General features: G+C 38.3%; 14 protein-coding genes. 13 read left to right on the top strand and 1 reads right to left on the bottom strand.

The annotated features are described in order from the left end of the window. Positions 1-86: 86 nt before the first annotated feature. Entirely contained in the window at positions 87-1409 is a 1323-nt protein-coding gene (locus N0B48_RS01260; RefSeq protein ID WP_259835968.1) for a hypothetical protein, read from the top strand. A gap of 109 nt (positions 1410-1518) precedes the next feature. Here the strand turns inward: N0B48_RS01260 and N0B48_RS01255 are convergent, their stop codons facing one another. Further along, entirely contained in the window at positions 1519-4584 is a 3066-nt protein-coding gene (locus tag N0B48_RS01255; protein ID WP_259835966.1) for a M60 family metallopeptidase, read from the bottom strand. Positions 4585-5138: 554 nt separating this feature from the next. Between N0B48_RS01255 and N0B48_RS01250 the strand changes: the two genes are divergently transcribed. From N0B48_RS01250 to N0B48_RS01195, 12 genes are all read left to right on the top strand, one after another. Beyond that, entirely contained in the window at positions 5139-6005 is an 867-nt protein-coding gene (locus N0B48_RS01250; RefSeq protein ID WP_259835963.1) for a helix-turn-helix domain-containing protein, read from the top strand. Positions 6006-6077: 72 nt separating this feature from the next. Further along, the gene (locus N0B48_RS01245) at positions 6078-7133 is read left to right on the top strand and encodes a hypothetical protein (RefSeq protein WP_259835961.1); all 1056 of its coding nucleotides are present in this window, start codon (positions 6078-6080) and stop codon (positions 7131-7133) included. Between the two features lie 732 nt (positions 7134-7865). Next, positions 7866-9452 carry a sensor histidine kinase gene (locus tag N0B48_RS01240; protein ID WP_259835958.1) on the top strand — a complete coding sequence of 529 codons (1587 nt, stop codon included), beginning with the start codon at positions 7866-7868 and terminating at the stop codon, positions 9450-9452. A gap of 115 nt (positions 9453-9567) precedes the next feature. Beyond that, complete coding sequence (locus N0B48_RS01235) at positions 9568-12150, top strand: zinc-dependent metalloprotease (RefSeq protein ID WP_371830613.1); 2583 nt, start codon at positions 9568-9570, stop codon at positions 12148-12150. Positions 12151-12156: 6 nt separating this feature from the next. Next, positions 12157-15486, top strand: a complete 3330-nt coding sequence (locus tag N0B48_RS01230; protein ID WP_259835951.1) for a SusC/RagA family TonB-linked outer membrane protein — start codon at positions 12157-12159, stop codon at positions 15484-15486. 12 nt (positions 15487-15498) lie between these two features. Next, a complete protein-coding gene (locus N0B48_RS01225) occupies positions 15499-16818 on the top strand; it encodes a RagB/SusD family nutrient uptake outer membrane protein (RefSeq protein ID WP_259835948.1) in 1320 nt (439 codons plus the stop codon). Positions 16819-16892: 74 nt separating this feature from the next. Continuing rightward, positions 16893-17657 (top strand): LytR/AlgR family response regulator transcription factor, encoded by a 765-nt coding sequence (locus N0B48_RS01220; RefSeq protein ID WP_259835945.1) that lies wholly within the window; start codon positions 16893-16895, stop codon positions 17655-17657. A 52-nt stretch (positions 17658-17709) separates the two neighbouring features. Further along, the gene (locus N0B48_RS01215; RefSeq protein WP_259835942.1) at positions 17710-18348 is read left to right on the top strand and encodes a hypothetical protein; all 639 of its coding nucleotides are present in this window, start codon (positions 17710-17712) and stop codon (positions 18346-18348) included. Continuing rightward, on the top strand, positions 18345-18767 hold the full coding sequence (locus N0B48_RS01210; RefSeq protein WP_259835939.1) for a hypothetical protein: 423 nt from the start codon (positions 18345-18347) through the stop codon (positions 18765-18767). Before N0B48_RS01215 ends, N0B48_RS01210 begins: the two co-directional genes overlap by 4 nt. 163 nt (positions 18768-18930) lie before the next feature. Next, the gene (locus N0B48_RS01205; RefSeq protein ID WP_259835936.1) at positions 18931-19920 is read left to right on the top strand and encodes a hypothetical protein; all 990 of its coding nucleotides are present in this window, start codon (positions 18931-18933) and stop codon (positions 19918-19920) included. Between the two features lie 7 nt (positions 19921-19927). Next, entirely contained in the window at positions 19928-21022 is a 1095-nt protein-coding gene (locus N0B48_RS01200; RefSeq protein WP_259835933.1) for a hypothetical protein, read from the top strand. A 37-nt stretch (positions 21023-21059) separates the two neighbouring features. Beyond that, positions 21060-22013, top strand: coding sequence for a hypothetical protein (locus N0B48_RS01195; protein ID WP_259835930.1), 954 nt, complete (start codon positions 21060-21062; stop codon positions 22011-22013). The last annotated feature ends 180 nt before the right edge of the window (positions 22014-22193 follow it).

Raw genomic sequence — 22193 nt, 5'->3', positions numbered from 1 at the left:
GATCTTTATTGTTTGCATAATAGATTTTAACAAAAAATTAAGTTATCGGAATTTTAAATTCTAACTTAGGTGAAATATTTGACAGCATGAAAAATAACTACCAAAAATCAAAAAATTATGAAAAAGGATCTTTACTGATCATCTTTTATTTATTTTCGTTTCTGATGCTCACTTCCTGTGAACAGAATGAACCGGAAGGGAATGGTACTTTAGGTGCGCCTGAAACCCAAAATCTGAAAAAAATGGGGGATATTACCCTGCAGAAAAATGTGATTATTCTTAATGAGGAATCGATTTCGGCCATTTCTTCTACCGATAATCATGAAATTATATTCAGCAGATCTTCACCACAAACAGACAGTATCCATACGGGAAGCATCATTACCGGAACCCAGTTAGAAGGGGATCAGGTACATACTATTCTTGCCAAAGTTACTTCCGTATCTAAGGCGCAGAATCAGATCTTCGTGCAAACGGAAAGCGCAAAACTTGAAGAATTTATTTATAGCGGAACCATCAGCGGAACCTATGATCCGGCTGAAAATAAACCGATCAATATTAATGGAAAGATGGCTAATTATGTTCCTTTGCAAGGTTTCACGACTCCAAATCTGGTGAACGGTATTGAAAACCTTGAAAGAAAATCGGCAGACGCATCACAAAAACTGATCGAATTCAACCGTTTCAACTTTGATAAAACAATTCCATTGCCTACTCAACAGGCAGGTCCGGTATCTGTAGCATCCAATGTTCATATAAAAGGAGGATTCACTCCAAAAATTGATTATAAAATTGATTTTTCTTTCGGAAGATTAACCAATTTTGAAATCAACTTTATTATGGACGAAATAGCCCTGCAGACTTTTGCGAATATCCAGGGAAGTCTGGGTTATACTGCTAGTGTAACGGATTATCTTAATATTCCTATTGCGCCAATAGTACTGGGACCTACAGGTCTTGTATTGAGCCCGACTGTTTCAGCAGGTCCGTTTGTAGGAATAGCCACTACAGGAAAAGCACAGATTAAACTTCTTGATATTACAGGAAATGCTAATATTTTGGTTGGAAGAAATCCATCCATGAATGTTTCTCTGAAAAAAGAGGACGATCTGAGGATCACCAATCTGGAAGGCAACGTTAATGCGGAGGCTGGGGTAGAAGCGAAAGGGGCTGTCGGTCTGATGTTTATCACTGTTCCTTTAGCCAATTCGGGTTTAAAAGGAAGAGTATCTGCTGTTCCTTCGCTGGGGGTCGTTCTTATTCCTGAAAGAAAAGGTGTTATTGATTTGAAAGCGAGAATCCAGGCCAATTTGTTTTATGGATTCGGGATCAGTCCTTTCAGATATGAAGGCACATTTCCTCTTATCCAGAAAGAATATCCAATTTATCACCGGGATTTTTATTTTTAAAATAAAACTTTGAGTAACATCAATAAGGATGGCATTTGTCATCCTTTTTAAATATAAAAAGCACAGACCAAAAATCTGTGCTTTCTGCTTGAAAAAAATTCAAAAATTATTATTTTCTGATCATCTTTGCTGTTTTAAAGACATTGCCTTTGGCATCTTTAAGAGAAAGTAAATAAGTACCTGCAGGATATTTAGAAAGATCTGCATTGATCGATTTTTCAATAGATTCAAGACTTCCTTTTGAGCTGAATAATACTTTACTATCCATACCGGAAATCTGTGCACTGTACTCTCCCGAAGCATTCTTTAATTGAATGTGAATGGAACCATTCTGCTCCACGGGATTAGGATAAACAATCAATTCAAAATCTTTGTTTTCCACTTCCGTAAGTCTCAATGTTGCAGGTGGGGAAGATGGATAAACCAAAATTTTCTGTCCGTCATAACCCACTGCATAAACAGCTGCAGCGTTGGAAGGGTAGTACACTTTTGTCGTCTGATTGGTAGTATCACCTGTACCTATAACAGATACATAAATCAATTGATTATTGGCATTGAATGTTTCATAGGCCACTGCATTTTTCCAAACACTGTGCTGTACAGTAAGATAATTATTGCTTAAAGTAACTCCCTGACCTGTCTGGCCGCTTAAAGGAAGCTGGTTACGGAAAGCCCCAACACTACGGGATGAAATATAATGCATGACCGGTGAAACAGGGGTCTGATAGTTCTTAGCCTGTATGGATGCTACAGTGGCATCAATTTGAGCCTGCGTAATGGTAAGCTGTCCGGTGCCGTAATCATCGATTGATCTGTTTATTGGTTTTAAAAATCCGGTTTTAATGAAGAAGCCGGTTAAATCTTCCTGTACTGCATCGCAGGTATTTTTTACAAAATTCAGCAGCAATTCACCATTTGAAACTCCTGAAGCATTGTAACTTCTTGCTTTGTTGGCAACCGTACCAAACCAGTGCGCATAATCTACTCCTGTATAATTGGTTGGATAATTTAAGGAAAGAACCGGGGCATTTCTTGAAGCTCCCGCCAGCTGATAATACAGTTCAAGCTGCCAGAAAGGTACCAGCACTTTAAAAACATCCGTATTGGTATTCCCTTGTAATGCTTCCTGATTGACAGTTGTATTCAAAATGGCTCCGTTTATCCTTCCTCCCGCGATACTGGTCATTCCTGTGGCTGGTTCTACAGATTCTCTTTCTAGACGGGACATTCCATCGTTTTGTGGATTCAGATGATAATCTACCCATGTACTGTGCATATTATTGGTAACCTCTGTAGTTCCAATCCATTTAATGTCCGGTCTGATCTGATTGATATGTCCGAATTCATGCGCAATTCCCCATAAAGACAATTGATTGACATCAACCAGACTCTCTTCGCCCCAGTCAGAATCCATATTGATACCTAATCCGCCGGCATACCAGCCTCCGCCATTATTACTATAGCTGAACATGCGGTTTTTTGGAACTAAATTATATTTATACAATCCCATCACCAACCATTCATTTTTTACAATAAGATCGTATTTTGAAATAAGTTCCGCAGGACTAAAAGGAACATAATTTTTCAGCATACTTTTTTTATAAACCAAATGAGAATGCTGACCCACAACGTCAATCATAGGATAGGCTGAATTCGTAAGATCCGTTTGCCAGTCACTTTGTGCAGAGGTCTGATAGTGATAAAGGCCATTGACCTTACCGGAAACAATATTGATCTTAATATCAGACAATGATGTATTGGTATTATAATAACTGATGTATCCCAGGCCGCTGTTGGTCAGCTGAAATACATTCAAACCATTATGAAGTTCATAATAGGAAGTGGTACCGCCAAGAACAGTAGAAAAATCTTTCACCTGCAATGAAATACTGGCTCCTGCAGGGATATTCTGAGCAAACATAGCCACCTTATTTCCCTGCTCAAACACAATACCTGTAGGATTTTCAAAACTGTCGTAGCCGGATCCCACCTTTAAATTCCCTGTAGTAACAGCAATGGGCGGATACACTTTATAATCCTGCACCCTGTATTTATTTACATAAGTTCTGTTGAACAGACACTGAGCCAAACCTTTATAAAACGGCGATGTCATCCCATCGATATCTACTTGAGTAACAGATGGCTTTAATGCTGAATAAAGAGTGTTTGCAAAAATCTGAGTATAAAGATTTGCCGTTCCTGAAGAGCCCGCTGTGTAAAAGCCCATTTCAGCACAACTTGCAAAATTTCCCTGGCCATTATTTACAGTAATCCTCACATTTAAAGGAGTAATCTGATTAGGAAAATAGACATTCACAGGAGAAGAAGAATACTGAAAATCAAACGACATCAGAGTAACAAACGTGCTGTTTGCCGTAGTATTATAACTGATGCTCACACTTCCAAACCGACCGTTGTCGCCGCTGGTTCTAGGCGTGTATTTCAGATAATCAATAGGAGTGATCCCATCTAATCTGTAATTTAACACTACCGGAAAAATGGTATTGCCATACGAAGAGTGATACAGCGTGTTTACATTATTATCATAAGACTTATCAATATTTTCTCCCGACTGGTAAGATGATGCAGTAGTTCCTGCAGGGATAATGGTGGCCTTTATATCGTTGGCGCCATTTACACTTAGTTCTGATGTATTGATGATGCAGTCCGTACCGTCAGCAATGACAGGTTGTGTTTCGGAGAAGAATTTCATCTCAGCGCAGCTCGAGAAGTTTCCTACACCTGCGTTTACATAAATTTTAATAATGTAAGGATTCTGGATAGCTGTTGGAAAAATAACTTCCTTATCCTGAGCATTAGCTGCCCAAATTAAATTATTGCTTACCGGAATGAAAGTATTGGGAGCTGCCTGTGTACTGTAGGAAATACTCACATTGGTCCACATACCGTTTGTACCGGATGATCTGGGCGTGTAAACCAGTTTTTTAATGCTGGTAACATTTGAAGTGAAATAAAATGTAAGCTCATCCGGAATACCGCTCTGAGACCATTTGGAATGATAAATAGTGGTATTATCACCGTCAAGCAATTTTGAAAATTCAGCTCCGGGCTGTGCCGGCTGCAAAGATGTACCTGAATATACGGGAACCTGATAAAGCTGTGAAAATACAAGCGATCCCCATAAAACAAAGAAATACAATAGTAATTTTTTCATAATGATATATTTAAAGTAATAGGTTTTTGTGTATTAAAAAAAGGTAAATAATTTATGATAACAATACATGTTGTTGAATCTATAGTTTCACAAAGTTTCTATCCCTTCCTAATCAGTTTTGATATACTACTTCATAATTGCCTCAATTCCTAAAGTTAATATATATATCAGTGTTGGGGCTTGTCTTTTTTTGCATTATTTGATACTATATTGTCATTTTTCCTAATCTGTTGATATATTTAAAGCAGTTGGAGGAATTTGTTTGTTGAATTTTACATTTATCTTTAATAATTCCTCTATAGAAGTTAAGAGCGCAAAGAATTAAATGTAAAACAAGCTCGAAATATCTATTTTGTTAATAATAAACTATAAAGAGGTGAATGATGGGTATTCATTACATTGTCCGAGGTTATAAAAGATACATCCGGATAAAGTCTTTATAAATTAAATGAAGTGCTTAATGCTTTGACTCAGGAAGACATTTGTTCCTAAAAAGACAATGGAAATTTGTATTTTTAACTCGTCTACAGAGCAAGACGAAATTGTAAAAAGAAATGGCATCAGTCGCGAAAATTAAAACATATCATTTTCTTCCATATAAGTATGGTTCAGAACTGCTGTTAGATATTGGACGTATCGAAACACTGAAAAATTATGTGTTAGATACTACGTCGCATCAGCTTAGTTTTTACGAAATTCTTTTTATCGAAGAGGGAACCGGTACTATTACATTGGACGAAAATAAGATAGTAATAGCTCCGGGAACTGTTGTTTTCACAAGCCCCGGACAGGTGCGTCGTTGGGAAATTAAGGAAAAGGTAACGGGCTATACATTGTTCTTTGAAAAAGACTTTCTCTATCTTTTTTTTTCGGATGAATTGTTTCTGTATCGGTTTCAATATTTCCATCAATATTCACGTCCTACAGAAATGCAGCTATCCGGGATTTCATTTGACAAATGTCTGGAACTTTTAGACGGTATACAACAGGAGTTTGACCAGCTTCAGAATGATAGCAGTCATTTGATCAGGTCACTTTTATACCAGTTATTGGTTATTCTCAATCGATATTATGCAGGGGTTTACAATGTTCAGAGAGACACTTATGTTCATTCAGATTTTTATAGATTTCGATCTTTACTGGAAAAGAAATTTGTGGAGGATCGAAGTGTAGAAGGCTATTCCAAAATGCTGAATGTAAGCTCTGGATTTCTTAATAAAATCTGCAGACAATTTAGTGGATTATCGGCTCAGCAAATGATTCATTACAAACTGATTTCAGAAATAAAGAAACAGCTTTACCAGAACAAATCCGCAAAAGAGATTGCCTACGAGTTTGGATTTTCAGATCCATCTAATTTTAACCGTTTCTTTAAAAAGCTTACCGGTACTACACCTCAAGAATACCGAAAGAAAATATAAATGACCATTTTAAAGATAAAATGACCATTTTGACAGCGTGTGAATATTCTAATTTTACAAAAAAAAAGGAATATGATAAAATATACACTTAGTCTTCTGTTGTTTGTAATGAACGTATTGTTCGTACAGGCAGAACAGCTATACGTTAATCCTCAGACTGGCAACGATACAAATTCCGGATTAAAGACCCATCCGTTAAAGACCCTTCTGGAGGCCGCAAAGCGTGTCAACTTAAACAAAGAACAGAGTTCAACCACAATTGTCCTTTCAGAAGGTGTACATCTGTTAACTCAAACCGTGATGTTCACCAATGATAAGTATACCCTTACAAACCGTCTTGTCATTCGTGCGGAAGTGATGCCTGACGATGCAGAGTGGACGCCCCAAAAAATGCCGGTTGTAGTAACAGCAGTGCCGCTTATACCGGGCGTGGGCGGAGAAGAAGCAAAAGGGATACAGCCGGAAGTTAGCCATGTCACCATTGAAGGTCTGCGATTTACAGGCAGTCCGGATTATTCTTATATGGATGGTGAAAATCTGCGTCGTTCCTATCCCATATGGCGTGATGGAAAAAAATTAGACGATCTGCTCGTAACACAATGTCTGTTTGCCGGAGATAGGGATGTATTGCCTTTGCACGTTGGAGTTATAGCTAATGGTTATGGCTTGGTTATCGATCATTGTGTCTTCTTCAACTGTAAAAATCCGGTTGTGTTTTGGAAAAACGATGGAGGGACTGGCAGCCGTAATGCCATGCGTTATTCGCTGGTATATGGCAGTTATTTCAGTGGCGTCTGGACGACACAAAGCACCAATGGAGACGATTTCGATTTTCACCATAACATCATAGCAAACAGCAGTACAGTATGGATAAGAGAAAAAGGAAGTACACGCCGGTACAAAGCTTCTGATTCCCTTTTTGCAGGCTATACCAATCTGGCAGGCTACGGAAGTGGTCCGTTAAGTGGTAATGATGCCACTTCAACAGATTTTCTGACCATGAAAAACGTACAAACTACCGAAACGGTAAACATTGAAAAAGATCAGAGTAAGCGTAATTATCTGCAATTAGCAGAAGGTTCGATAGGCTCAAACATAAAGGCCGGACTTTTCAAAAAGAATCAGTAAACTTTAAATTTAAAATAATGAAAAAGGGATAAGATATTCCCTTTCAATAGGAAAAGAGGATCTTCTGCATGAAGGTCCTCTTTTTTGTATTTGAAGTGAGGAAGTTAGAAGAAAAACCAGGGATAATAAGCTCTGATAGCATATGAAGCGGTTTTATTTGATTTCAGCAATACTCGCTAAAAGAAGCTTTCAATATTTTATAGTATATTTGCAGCTTAATTTTTAATGGTATCAAGAAAGGTTAAAAGGGGCTATTAGGTGCTCGACAATCATCTTCCCCATCTCCGCTGAAAAAACTAATTCCATTAGAAGGCTAATGGAACTTTTTTATACATAAAAGTCACGGATACAGGATGTAATTTTTTCTGGAAATCAGGATATCGGCTGATTAAGCAGGTGAATAGAACGCTCGCTTAGTCGAATCAATGCAATTGATTCCCTCTTTGCATCCTTTAAAATATGCACTATGAGAATGAAACTTTGCGTTAAAAAAGCGCTCTGTTTTATGAATCTATAACCGTAAGTTGATTCTTAATTGATCTCACCTGGTTTTGAACTTTTGGTTCTTTTGTTTGACTACGTCGAATCTTTGATTTCAAGACAAAAGAACATATAACACACCTTACAAAATCACACACCACAAAAAATGCATCCATTGGATGTAGAGGAAGAGCCTGATGATAAAACTCTAATAATTTGATCATTGAATGCAATGAAGGATAGAAGAAAAGAATGAAAATTGATTTTAAATATATATTAGCCCAGAAATCTATTTATATAGCGGCTTTGTCGGCCTGTTTCATTGCGGTGGTTGCGTTTGCTGTTTTGAGTTTCCTCATTACCCGCGACAGTCGGAAAAACAATGAAGGATTTGCCAAGAAAACCTTTTTTCAGAAATACGAAACGCTGGAAAAAGAATTCAGAAATATAGAAGAATACCAGTACCTGCTGCGTGCCCTGATTCAGAAAGACGGCTTGAAAAACTATAAAGAATATTCTTCTGTCTTGAATAATATGAACAGGAAAGGGAGCCTGCTGCCATACAGTTGGTATTCCTATTATGATGCTGCTTCCGGAAAATCTGTAAGCAACAGTACTTTATCAGACGTACTTACAAAGAAGTCCGAAAATACAAGGTACACCAAAATAGAAAACAACAGATCCGGACATTTCAGAGATTTCCTCACCACGCGGAAAGACACCACTTATTGGGTGAGCTACGACTCGCTCGTATTGCCAAGGAAAAATGTACTCTATTACGGTTCTGCAGTAAGCTTGAACGACCTTCATGAGTATTTCTCCAATATAGACAAAAGCCTGAACAATTATGCCTATGTTTTCACCAAAGAAGGCATCTGCATTTCCCATCCGGAAAAGAAATATTTAGGAAGGAATATTTTTGATTTTACGGATATCCAGTTAAAAGATACCCTATGTAGTACCACAAAAGCTGGTTATACAGAAGGAATCGGGGTTTCGGAGTATCTTAATCTGGAAGTTACCCGTTTCGTAAAACCATTGAAAACAGATAATTTCGATGGCTATGCTGTGGTCAATCATGTGAATTTCCTGATCGATGAAAGTGTCAGCAATACCAAGATGTATACGGTCTACATTTTTCTGGCGGCTTTATTTCTGATCGTGGCTGTTTTTATTTTATTTCATCGGGCGGCTAACATGGCGTATAAAGAAAAAGAAAAGATACAGTCCGAGAAAAACCTGCTGCTGGTTGAGAATGAGAAAATGCACAGGGTAGAAGCACTCCATCAGCTTCAGCAACTTAAAAACAATATCAATCCGCACTTCCTTTTCAACTCGCTGAACGCTCTTTATATGCTTATCGGGATCAATAAAGACAATGCGCAGCGGTTTACCATGAATCTTTCCAAGATCTACAGATACCTTATCGTGCCTCCACAGGAAAATATCGTGCCTGTAGCCCAGGAAATCAAGTTTATCCAACAGTATATGGAGCTTCTCAAAAGCAGGTTTGATGAAGAACTGACCTTTGATCTGATCATACATAATCCCAAAAGTCTGGAAAAGCGCATTCCCTATCTGTCTCTTCAGATGCTGGTAGAAAATGCGATCAAGCACAATATAGCGACCATAGATCATCCATTGGACATTCTCATCACCGTAGACGATGAAGGAATCACGGTGAGAAATACCTGGCAGCCCAAAACGGGTGAAGATGTGCAGGGAGCCAAATTTGGAATTGACTATTTGAATCAGGTTTATGATTTTTTTAAAAAGAATTCTGTTAATATTTCTGTGGATGGTGAATATTTCATATGTATTTTGCCATTATTAGAATAAAAAATGAAATCCATTCACTCCCGAAATACTGCCTCTCACTCCCTAAAGCTGTTGATATTATTTCTTTACGTATAGTTTTGCGAGCTGAAACTGAGATATCTAATAATAATTTGGAATGAATCGGACTATGGTAATGAAGAACTACAGACTTGCATTGTACTTAGGGCTCACGTTAGCCTCACCGGCAGTACTGGCACAGAAAAAAGACACATTAAAAACAGATAAAGAAAAATCGGAGAAAACAGATACTTCATCAAAAAAAGCAAAGAAAATTGATGATCTGATTAAAAAAGGAACGTATAAAAAAGGCCTTTTTAATACCATCCAGGTGAAGACCGATGTATATTTTGAAATCCCGGACAGTTTAATGGGACGTCAGTTTTTAGTGGTCAATAAACTGTCTCAGGTACCGATGCAGGTGAATGAAGCCGGCCTGAACAAAGGAATGAACTACGAAAACAAAGTAATTTCCTTCCACCGCGATGCAGTAGCCAAAAAGGTGTGGGTGAAAACAGTGGTGCCACAGGTATCATCACCTAAAAACGATGTGATCACAAAATCTGTAAAAGACAACTTTTCAGAATCTGTGATTGAGGTTTTTGATATTGAAGCGCAGAACAGTGATTCTACGTCTGTAGCCATTAAAGTGAATAAGATTTTTGACGGAAATCAGAAAAGCTTTAATGATGTTTTGGCCAATGTAGGGCTTGGAGGATCTGTAAAGTCCAACCTTTCCTACATCGAAGGCGTAAAAACCTTTCCTCAGAACCTGGTCGTTAAATCTCAGCTGACGACATCCGTGAATGAAGGTGGAGTAGATCTGCCGGTAACCCTTGGAGTAACCACGAATCTGGTATTGCTTTCCAAAGAACCGATGCAGCCGAGAATTGGAGATGCAAGAGTTGGATTTTTCAGTGAAAAACATTGGGCATTCAACGACCGTCAGCAGAAAATGGATGAAAAGCTGTTCATCACCAGATGGCGTTTGGAACCTAAAGATGAAGATAAAGAAAAGTATGTAAGAGGCGAGCTGGTAGAACCCAAAAAACCGATTATTTATTATATAGACCCTGCAACACCTATCCAGTGGCGTGAGAAAATTATTGCAGGTGTTTTCGACTGGCAGGTCGCTTTTGAAAAGGCAGGCTTTAAAAATGCAGTGATTGCAAAAATGCCGGATGAAAACGATAAAGACTTTGATATTGATGATGTAAGATATTCGGTGATTACGTACGTGGCTTCACCAAAATCAAATGCGATGGGACCTTCCGTAGTAGACCCGAGAAGTGGTGAAATCATTGAATCGGATATCATCTGGTGGCACAATGTGATGACTTCTCTTCAGGAATGGATGAGAATTCAGACCGGACCGATAGATGAAAAAGCACGCGGAAATGTATTCAGCGATGAGCATATGGGCGAAGCTATCCGTTTTGTATCGTCACATGAAGTGGGACATACCTTCGGACTGAAGCACAATATGGGATCTTCCTTTGCTTTTCCGGTAGAATCTCTCCGTTCGAAAGAGTTTACAGATAAAATGGGTGGCACTGCACCTTCCATTATGGACTATGCACGATACAACTATGTAGCGCAGCCTGAAGATGGAGTAACCGCGATCACTCCGAAGATCGGGATTTACGATAAACATGCTATTGAATGGGGTTATCGTTGGTATCCTGATGCAGCAGCAGAGAAAAAGGCGCTGAGAGATTTAATAGAAAAGCATGAAAATGATCCATTGTACTTCTATGGCGAGCAGCAGAGCTATCTGGAAACCATCGATCCGCGTTCGCAGTCTGAAGATTTGGGAGATGATGCAATGAAGGCCAGTGAATACGGAATGAAAAACTTAAGAATCGTTGCAGACAACCTTCTGAAGTGGACGTATGAAGACGGAAAAACGTACACAGATGCAGGAAAACTGTATATGGGCGCTATCGGGCAGTGGGATCTGTACACAGGTCATGTGATGGCGAATGTAGGAGGAATTTATCTGGATAATACAGTTTTCGGCAGCAAGAAAAAAGCCTATGAAGCGGTACCTGCTGACATTCAGAAAAGAGCAGTGGATTATTTGGTTAAAAACTCAATCAATCTTCCGGAATGGTTATTCTTTAACCCGATTACGGAGAAAACGTATTCTGTGAAAAACTCCCCGATGGGACCATTTGAGCAGACTCCGTACACCTTAGCAAGAGGAATGCAGTATGCCAATATTTATTCCCTGCTGATGGATGACAGACTTCTGAGAATGATAGAAAACCAGTTGAAAAATGAAGTTTCAGGTTCAAAGGAAGAAATCTACACAGTGGAAGATTTATTCGACCAGCTTCGTGGATCAGTCTTCAACAAAAAAGGAAGCCTGACAATTCTTGAAAAGATGACGCAGAAAAACTATGTAGATGCTTTGATTGTTTCCGTGAATAAATTATTTGAAAAAACGGCAGTGAAAGCCTTAAAGGTAGAAAACACACTGAACATCCCGATGATCTGTAATTTCCATGAAGAAGACCACGGTTTGAGGAATATCAACTACTCATCAATGAAACGAGTATCTGAAGTCACTACCTATAAAAGGGCGGAACTACAGAAAATATTGAACTTATTAAATAAAAGTAAGAATAAAGGAGATGAAGCTTCCAGGGCTCATTATGCAGACTTGATCATCCGAATAAAAGAGGCTTTAAATAAATAATCAGCTATGAAAAAAACTCTAATACTTTTACCTCTTTTGGCGGCTCAGGTTGCATTGGCCCAGGAAAAGAAGACCATTACCGGAAAAATAGAAGACGGAAATACAACAACAGTGATTTCCGGGGCTTCTGTGAAGATAGAAACCCAGTCCGTTTCTACAAAAACTGATCTGGTAGGCATTATTGAAAGCGTATCTGTAGGAACAGTAACCGACAGTAACGGAAAGTTTATCCTGGAAATTCCTGCAGACACCAAGGCTGTACTGGTGAGTTATCCGGGCTATGAGTCCAGAGTAATTCAGATCAGTGAAGGGCAGACCAATTATACGGTAAGACTGATTCCTGAGGTTTCAGACAAAAATAAAATCCAGGAGGTTATCATTACCGGATATCAGAAAATTGAAAAACGCAAGCAGACTTCAGCCGTTACTACGGTGAAGATGGATAATATCAACCAGGCCGGTGTTGCCAGTGTAGACCAGATGATGGCAGGACAGATCGCCGGTGTAGTGGTGACTCCTGAAACCGGAGCTCCCGGAAGTCCTGCAAAAATCAGAATCAGAGGGACGGCTTCTCTTTCAGGTCCGCAGGATCCGCTTTGGGTAGTGGATGGTCTTCCTTTAGAAGGAAATGATATTCCCAACTTCAGCGATAAAGACAATATAGACCAGCTTCAGAATTTTTCTATTGCAGGTTTAAACCCTAATGATATAGAGGATATCACCATTTTAAAAGATGCTGCAGCTACTGCTATTTATGGAGCGAGAGCGGCAAACGGGGTGATCTCTATTACCACCAAAAAAGGGAAAAGAGGAAGTATGAGAATTAATTTCTCAGCGGATACTTTTGTAACCTCCCGTCCGGATTTTGATAAGCTTAACCTTCTGAATGCTTCTGAAAAAGTGGATTTGGAATTAATGCTTGCGAGCCGTGCAGATTTAACCTACCGTGCCGACAAAGGGGAAGTGATGAGAATTCTAACGAAAAACGGACAGCTTGATGCTTATAGAAGCGGAGGTTTGGGCGCATTGAATTCAATGACCCGTCAGCAATTGGATGGTTTAAGAAGCAATACCACAGACTGGGGGAAATTATTGTACAGAAATGCTATCAATAAGCAGTACGGATTAAGTGTTTCCGGGGGGAGCGACCGTTCAGATTATTATTTCTCTTTAGGATATTATGACGAGCAGGGAACAACGATCGGGACAGGTTTCGAACGTTATAACCTGACGTTAAAAAACAATTATAAACTAAGCGATAAATTAAACGCAGGGATCTCTATTTTCGGGACCAGCAGCGAACGTACATCGTTTGTAACAGATGCTGATGCTTCTATCAACCCTATCAATTATTCAAGAAACGCCAATCCTTACCTGAGCCCGTACAATGCAGACGGATCCTACAGATATGATCAGGATATCGATGGTTTGAGAGATGCCTATGTACCTTTCAACTTTCTGGAAGAACGGGAAAATACAAACTATACCCTAAAGAACCGTTCATTGAAAGGGATATTGGATTTAGAATATAAAATTACCAAAGACCTGAAGATTACATCTCAGTTCGGAATGCAGTATGACAGCAACAAAACAGAAAAATTTGCTGCTGAAAATACGTACTCTACCCGAAAAATGAAAGAGGGAACGCGCTATTATAAAGATGGAGGATTCCGCTATTTCCTTCCCGACGGAGGGGTAAAACAAAACTGGGATAATGAATTTTTCCAGTACAACTGGAAATTACAGGCAGCCTACAGCACAAAAATCAATTCAAAACATGAAATTGATTTGATGGCCGGAACAGAAATTCGCAGAACGAATGACAATACAACACTGACCAGAGCTTTCGGGTATAACAGCACGACAAGAACCGGGACACCTATCGTTTTCCCAAGTTCAAATTTTGCAGGAGATAAGAAATACGAAACCTACCGTGAAATGGCACCTGTTGAAAACGCCTATGCTTCTATGTTCGCGACGGCTTCCTATACTTTCGATCAGAAATATACTTTCTTCGGAAGTGTAAGATATGACGGAACCAATTTATTCGGGGTCAATAAAAAATATAAATACCTGCCGATATGGGCCGTATCAGGTTCATGGCTGGTAACGAAAGAAAACTTTATGAAGGACCTGACGGCTGTTTCTAACCTTAGATTAAGAGCTTCTTATGGTCTGCAGGGGAATATAGACCGTAATACGTCACCATTCTTTATCGGTGAATACAAGGAGACCACTATTCTTCCGGGAGGTAAAGAGAATATGATTAACGTACTCAGCCCTCCAAACGATAAACTTCGTTGGGAAAAAACAACCAACGTCAACTTTGGTCTTGATATGGGAATGCTGAAGAACCGTGTGAACCTTACCGCAGATATCTACAGCAGAAAAGGAACGGATATGATCAGTATGAAAGAAACGCCACTCGAAACCGGGTTTGAATATACGATGATGAACTGGGGAAGCTTGACCAACAAAGGTTTCGAACTGGCGCTATCGACAAGAAATATCGATAAGGAGAATTTCAAATGGAATACGACCATCAACTTCGCGCACAACAAGAGTAAAGTACTGAGCGAGCAGCCTCGTAACAATGCCTTGCTTCCCTCAAGAGAAGGTCTTCCTGTAAATGCTGTATTTGCTCTAAAAACAGCCGGAATGGATGAAAACGGAAATCCGATGTTCTGGAAAGGAAATGAAAAAGTAAAAGCCGAAGATTTCTTCAAATTATACGATGTGTACGCAGACTTCCTTCCTGGCCAGCTTGTGGATACGAAGCTTTCCAACGAGGAGCTTAGGAACCTGTTCACATATGTAGGAGACAGAGATCCAAAATTTACCGGAGGTATTATCAACACATTCAAAATACACAGTTTTGATCTGACGGTTTCCGCAGCTTTTAATTTAAAGCAGACGGTAATGAGAACTCCTTCTTACCGTGGAATGGATCTGGACAGAGGGAGAAATTATACCAAAGATATCTACGAAGCCGGAGCAACACTTCCTGGGATCACCAGTCCCAATATGGAAAACAATCCGGGATGGATGGCCAATAAATGGTTTGCCGATAACCGTTCCAATGCCTACAGCTTACTTGATGTATGGGCAAAGGAGATCAGCTATGTAAGAATCAGCAGCATCCGTTTAGGGTATACGCTGCCTAAAGAATTTACCAGCCCCATGGGAATCAGCAGTCTGAGACTGAGTGTGGAAGGACGTAACCTTTTTGTGTTTAGTAACGGGTACAAAGGATATTTTGATCCGGAAACCTATGGTAACATCTATGCACAGCCGATTACCAAATCCGTGACAGTAGGATTTAATGTTTCTTTTTAAAACTTGAAAAAAATGAGAAAAATTACAACATTCATTGCGATCGCAGCCTTAAGCTTTTCCAGTATCGGATGTGACCGTTTTTTAGATATTCAGCCTGAAGGGAAAATTATCCCGATGAGCGTAGAGGATTACCGTAAAGTACTTACATCAGCTTATTCCCAATATCCTGTGCATAAATCTTTAACCGCTCTGCGAACAGATGAGCTGACTGTAGATGAAAGTCTGAATGAATTTAATGTCTACCGCGAAATTGCGATGTGGAAAGATTCAAATAATGACCAGGCAACAGCCGAGTTTCCATGGGTGACCTTTTATTCAGTGAATTTTTATCTGAATCAGATCATCAACGAAGGAAGCAAAACCATGGCAGATTCTCCTGAAAAAAAGCAGATCCTTGGAGAAGCTTATGCGCTTCGTGCGTACTTATATTTTGACATGGTTAATCTCTACGGGAAGCCTTACAACAGTGCTACAGCCGCTACAGACCGAGGAGTGCCGATCAGCCTTGAAATTGACCTTGAGCAGGTATTGAAACCTTCTTCCGTACAGGAAGTTTATAATCAGGTGAATGCGGATATGGCAAAGGCAGAGGGACTTATGGTAGAGGAGAAGCAGCCGGCAGGAATCAATTACAGATTCTCAAAGGTAGCTTTAAAAGCATTTCAGGCGAGAACCGCTCTTTATCAAAGCGACTGGAACAAGGCTTTAAACTATGCTGAGCAAACGCTTGCCGTTAAAGGAGAATTAAGCAATTTAAATACGACGGCTACTGCGCCAAACCATTATGCTTCCGTAGAATCTATTTTGGCTTTGGATAATGCATTCAATATCGGCGTGCAGAATGTATCCTATGCTTCCACAGAACTGACTTCAAAATATAATACAACAACAGACAAAAGGTTTAGTCTTTATTTTGAAAAAAATGGTAGCAAATACAAAGTGATCAAAGGTGGAACCACAGATTTCAGAGTGTCTTTCAGAACAGCAGAGATGTATTTTATACAATCTGAAGCATTATTAAAACTGAACAGATTGACCGAAGCTAAAGAGGCACTCCTTAAAGTGTTAAAGAACAGATACACACCTGATGGATATGCTACCGTTCAAAGCCAGATCAATCCAATGAACACTTCAGATTTCATGAATTTTATACTGGAGGAGAGGTTCAGAGAATTTGCTCTGGAAGGCCACCGCTGGATGGATTTAAGAAGAGCAGATCAGAGAAAAATCACTCATAAAGTGAATGGGACTGACTATATTCTTCAGCAGAATGATGTGAGATACACTATAGAATTTCCAATGAGTGCCAAGAAGAATAATCCTCTTTTATAACATTTCATAATAACAACCCCTGAAACCGCTTGAACTGGATAGTTTTAGCGGTTTTTTTGTACTTTTGTACCGTTATGAAAATTGCCATTATAGAAGATGAGCTGCTGGCTGTTAATTATCTGAAAAATCTATTGGATAAACAAAGCATAGTCCCTTTGACAGAGACTGTGGTTCTGCGTTCAAAAAAGCAGGCCATAGATTTCTTCGGAAACCATTCAGCGGATCTTATCTTTATGGATATTCATCTCGGTGATGGGATGAGTCTGGAGATCTTTGAAGATGTGGAACTGTTCACGCCCATTATTTTCATAACCGCTTTTGACGAATATGCCATGAGGGTGTTCAGGCATTTCACGATAGATTATCTTTTGAAACCTTTTGAAGAGGAGGATTTGCATAAAGCACTGCAAAAATTCATTTCCATCAGATCTAATTTCGATCCCGAACCTGTCCTCAGATCCATCTCCTCATTACGCCAGGCAGAAGGCCCTGAACTGATGAAACGTTTTATGGTACGCGACGGGAACAAACTGAAATCAATAGATGAAGGGAATACCGCCTATTTTTTTGCCTCGGGAAAATACCTTTTTCTCACGACTGTTGACCACCAAACCTATATTTATGATGATACCATCAAAGACGTGATCCATAAACTGAATCCACAGCTGTTCTTCAAAATCAACCGTAAGTTTATCATCAATAAAAACGCAATTGTTGAAATCATCAAGCATTCCAGCCAAAAAATAGAACTGAAACTGGCGCCTGCCCCTGAAATCAATTCAGATGTGTTTATCAGCAAAAGACAGATCACGGAATGTTTAAGCTGGCTCAAAAGCTGATATATAACGAATGAAGAATTCCACAACCTTACCTATCTTTTAAAATAGCAAAATGATAAAAAAATATTATCATCTGTCAGGTGAAAAAATTACTGAAGAAGAATCCTCTCAATTAAAAGAATTTACGATTAAACTAATTGACAGTTTATCTGATTTTCCATTTAAAGAAGAACATCACATCATTAATAACACGATAGATTTTATTCAATATTTCATTAATGATAATGAAGGCGAGGAACAGGTGTTCAATTATCTTTGCAGCCAATCTGAAAAGTTTCAAATTAAAGAAAGACTTATTGAAGGAGATTTTATTATTGTTACCAATAGATCATATATACTCAAAAATGGTAATGGACCTTTAATTTCAAAATATGTTTATCATGCAGAAGATCTTGAATCCACTCACTATATATGCATACAGATCTTAGATGATCAAACTAATCTTCCGATAGAAGAAAGAACCAAAAAATACTGGTATGATACAGATAAGAATGGTGAAAAATATGAGGGTATAGAATTTTCTTATCATGAAGACGGTTCATTGAGATGTGCAACAGATATGACGCCTAATCATTCGGATGAGCAGGATTGGGAGTATTATGATGCTCAGAATTTTCAGAATTTACAAAACCGCAAATCAGCAGATTTTAATTATTATTTAAATGCAGAGCTAATGCCTCTCAAAAATTGAAACGCCCTCTAATGGATCAGAATATGGTCAATACATATGCGCTGAAGTTCGAAAATAAAACCATGAGCTGGGAAGGATTCCGGGGAAAGAAAAACAGTAAAACTATAGATACTAATCATTATTGTTTAACCTGTTTTTTAATCTGTTGGGACTCAGCATCACAAATCAACGATTCATTGCTGCCGGATATTAATGCAGCTTTGGCAGATCCTGCGTTAGAAATTGAAAGCGATACGGCGACAGTAGATGATATCATCATGTGTAATCATCTGGTAGATTTTTATGACCGTCAGGGCTATGTAAACAGTATACCTTTAAAGGATTTCAAAGAAATTGTAACCTTATGGAGAGATTTTCTGACTACACGTCCTCTGAACGGCGCAAAAATTTACTTTACCTTCTTTGGATTCTCTTTCTGATTTTTTGTAATTCTAACCGGGCTAATCTGATCATCAGATTTTGAATGATAAGTTTAAAATATCAATCAAATTCCTGGATTTCTATACGTTGGTGTTGGGTAGAAATGAAATTTATCTATCTTAGTAACTCCTGTAAACGTAATTCCGAACACATTATATTTTTATGTCAAAACGTGCCCATTTCATAGTTTTTCTCCTGTTGTTTAGCTTCTTTTCCGGCTTATCTGCCCAAAGTGTGAAGCAGTTGAAAAAGAAAGCGACTAAGGAAAATATTCCATGGATCAGTTTTAAATGGGTAGGGGATTCCATCGGGAACCGCTATTTTGATAAAGCCTACATTAATATTCCGCTGCAGATTGAAAATTTGCCCTATCAATTTGATGCCCAGTTTGATCTTGGTGCGTTTGCGACGATTATTTACGGTAAATCCATCACCCATTATGCTTCTTTTTCGCCTAATTTAAAGGAATCCAGAGATACATTACGGATTAAAGGAAAGAAATTTCCGCTCTATAAAAATCTAACCCTGCATCTTGACAAGGTTAAATTTCCCAATTTGACCGTGGTAAAACTACCCGGCTTCGGGAAAGAAATCCCCCTGGATTCTGTAAAAACTAAAACAGTTAAACACATTGGTACCATCGGCGTTGATCTCTGTGCCAATAAAACATTAGTTATTGATTATCCCAATCAGAAAATTGCTATTCTTGATGAGATTCCGGGAAGTTTGCTGACTAAAACTGAATTCTTGCCTGCGAAATTTAATAAAGACGACAGGGTAATGATCCCGTTTACCATTGGTGACAAAACGGAATATCTTATGTTCGATACCGGTTCCAGTGCTTTTCCTTTAATTACTTTTCCGAAATACGCTGAACTGATAACGGATTCCAAAGAACCTGTCACAGATTCTCTGGGAATTTCGAGCTGGGGATCCGTTCATCAGATGTATAAGAAAAAGATGAATAAAAAGATGTATCTCGGTAAAAATCAGGTTAAAAACGAATACGTTTACTACAGCGATAAAGCAGCAAGTTCGCAGAAATTCTTTGATGATAACGGTATTTTTGGATTCACCGGAAATGTATTATTCCTTGATAAAATACTGGTCATCGATTTTAAAAATAAGAAGTTTGGAGTGATACAAAAATAAACAGCCTATGAAAAGCCCAGATCAAGTAAATTCATACGAATCAACGATTAAAAAAACAGATTTTGGAATACTGACCACATTGGTGTCAGAAGCTGGTGTCTCCGCACATGGAAGTATTTCTTTCGGGGATAAAACCCTTTCGGCTAATTACGTTTACAATAAAAGAGGGACCTATAAATTAGTTTACACCATCATTGATACAGACGGAAATGCTGAAAATTTCGCGGAAGATGACGGGATTTTACCGACCTTATTTTTAAGTCCTGCTCAGGAAAATTATGTTTCATTTGTCCCTTATCATCCCGATAAAGAATTAGAAATCAGTGTTCCTGTTTTTAACCGTGAAAATATTGAATTGCCGAAGGGAAACAGACCTTTTACAGGGAGATTTATAGGTGTTACGCAGCAGTTTTCAATCTTTCATGAGGCAGATATCTGGTCTGAAACGAAGCCTGATAAAATGCTTTCCATTGAATTTAAAAATGATGAGATAAAAAAGAAGCACAACATCAAAATAGACCTTCCGAGAAACAATAAAATAGTCATCAATAACAGTGAAATTCATTTACTGGCCAATGATAAAAAAGGTTGGTTGCACAGACAGATTGATGAATTGGGAAATGTAATACGGGAAAGATTAATCAGTCCCAATAAAGAATGGTTTTGGGAGGTACTCAGCTTGTCCTTCGATGAAAATTCATACATCCTTTGTGAAGAAGAAGGTAAAATATCGGTTGAGGTCATCGCACCGGATCTTCACTGTACCACTAAAGCTATAGCTGATAACGGTGATGAATTTTTCAACACTTGGCAGCCTGTAAAAATTGCTGAAAACACTGTGGTCATCCAATTCAACGGAGAATTTGGGAACGGCTGGTTCACGATTAAAAATGATGAATTGTTGGAATTATTCTACAGCAAAAATGAAAAAGGCTATAGAAATATATTGACTAATGAGATGCTTCCTACTGACAGGCAAGATCTGATTATTTCCAGTATCAACAAAACAGAGGAAAACAGGTATGCCGTTATCTTTTACTTATCAGATGAGCAGAAAACAAAAAATAAGGAACTGCTTATTTTGAACCGCAGCATTAAGTAATATCAGCAACCCAACTTTCACAAATAAATTTCTAAAAATGACCATCAAATCAATTGTAATCATTCTGGCCTGGATCATCTTTCAAACTTCCTGTTCTCAGAAAACTGAACAGAAAAAAAGTGAATTGAAAAGTGAACAGATAAAGGTGAAAAAAGACTTAATTCCCGGTAAAGATGATAAAGTTTATCAGGGAACCGTCAATTTAATTACTCAGAAAGACATTGATGAATTTGGAAAAAATAAGTATACTTTTATTAATGGAAGTATGAATATTTGTGATATAAATTCTTCCGAATTTTCTAAAGAAGAAATCAATTTAGATGCTTTAAAAAGTATAAGGATTATTAATGGCGGGCTGCTTATTACAAGATTAGAAAACCTGAAGTCTGTCAGAGGATTGGAAAATCTGGAAAAGGTGAACGGAGATTTTGTTATATCCGGCTGTGGATTAAACACAATCAGTACATTTGAAAAATTAGCTACCATAAGTGGTGACTTAGTTTTTGGAAATAATGATTTTAATGAGGTGAAACTTACTGAAATAACAGGATTTAGTAATTTAACTGAGGTCGGGAGTATTTTTATTTCGGGGAATTCGGGATTACAAAAACTAGACGCCTTTCATAAAATAGAGAAGACCAAAACCATTCAGATTATCAATACCAGCCTTGAAAGAGTAGACAATTTTAAAAATCTGAAGAATGTGAAAAACTTCTCGGTGGAATATTCATCGCCTTTAAAGGAAATCAATCTGGAAAAGCTTGAAAATGTAAGCGGTTTATTCGCATTGAACGAAAATACGCATTACAACGGACAAATCAGGATGCCAAACATCAGAAAAATAAATCACCTCTTCATTATAGATAATAACGGGTTAGAAAATTACTGTGATTTTTCAAGTGCAATTAAACAAAATCAGATAGACACTCTGTCTGCTAGCGGCAATAAAATTAACATGACAAAAGAGGAGATACTTACAAAATGCAAATAAGGAATGGAGTATCGCGAGCTCTCCACTATTTACAATTATTAAAGACATGTTCATCATTTTTGTGCATTTGTAATGTGTTAATCCATAGGGTTTTATTGTCTCACCGTGATCCCGTGTTTTCCCCCTAAATTCAATCGTAGAACTACGACAATTTTCTAAAAAAGGGCTAATTCATTTGCC

The sequence above is a fragment of the Chryseobacterium herbae genome (assembly GCF_025154075.1).
Taxonomy (GTDB): domain Bacteria; phylum Bacteroidota; class Bacteroidia; order Flavobacteriales; family Weeksellaceae; genus Chryseobacterium; species Chryseobacterium herbae.
The sequence above is the reverse complement of the archived record's forward strand: the minus strand, read 5'-3'. Positions and strand labels throughout refer to the sequence as shown.

Excerpts from the sequence above, each read along its gene's own strand:
- N0B48_RS01260 (WP_259835968.1), top strand. The coding sequence starts at position 87 with ATGAAAAATAACTACCAAAAATCAAAAAATTATGAAAAAGGATCTTTA.
- N0B48_RS01255 (WP_259835966.1), bottom strand. The coding sequence starts at position 4,584 with ATGAAAAAATTACTATTGTATTTCTTTGTTTTATGGGGATCGCTTGTA.
- N0B48_RS01250 (WP_259835963.1), top strand. The coding sequence starts at position 5,139 with ATGGCATCAGTCGCGAAAATTAAAACATATCATTTTCTTCCATATAAG.
- N0B48_RS01245 (WP_259835961.1), top strand. The coding sequence starts at position 6,078 with ATGATAAAATATACACTTAGTCTTCTGTTGTTTGTAATGAACGTATTG.
- N0B48_RS01240 (WP_259835958.1), top strand. The coding sequence starts at position 7,866 with ATGAAAATTGATTTTAAATATATATTAGCCCAGAAATCTATTTATATA.
- N0B48_RS01235 (WP_371830613.1), top strand. The coding sequence starts at position 9,568 with ATGAATCGGACTATGGTAATGAAGAACTACAGACTTGCATTGTACTTA.
- N0B48_RS01230 (WP_259835951.1), top strand. The coding sequence starts at position 12,157 with ATGAAAAAAACTCTAATACTTTTACCTCTTTTGGCGGCTCAGGTTGCA.
- N0B48_RS01225 (WP_259835948.1), top strand. The coding sequence starts at position 15,499 with ATGAGAAAAATTACAACATTCATTGCGATCGCAGCCTTAAGCTTTTCC.
- N0B48_RS01220 (WP_259835945.1), top strand. The coding sequence starts at position 16,893 with ATGAAAATTGCCATTATAGAAGATGAGCTGCTGGCTGTTAATTATCTG.
- N0B48_RS01215 (WP_259835942.1), top strand. The coding sequence starts at position 17,710 with ATGATAAAAAAATATTATCATCTGTCAGGTGAAAAAATTACTGAAGAA.
- N0B48_RS01205 (WP_259835936.1), top strand. The coding sequence starts at position 18,931 with ATGTCAAAACGTGCCCATTTCATAGTTTTTCTCCTGTTGTTTAGCTTC.
- N0B48_RS01200 (WP_259835933.1), top strand. The coding sequence starts at position 19,928 with ATGAAAAGCCCAGATCAAGTAAATTCATACGAATCAACGATTAAAAAA.
- N0B48_RS01195 (WP_259835930.1), top strand. The coding sequence starts at position 21,060 with ATGACCATCAAATCAATTGTAATCATTCTGGCCTGGATCATCTTTCAA.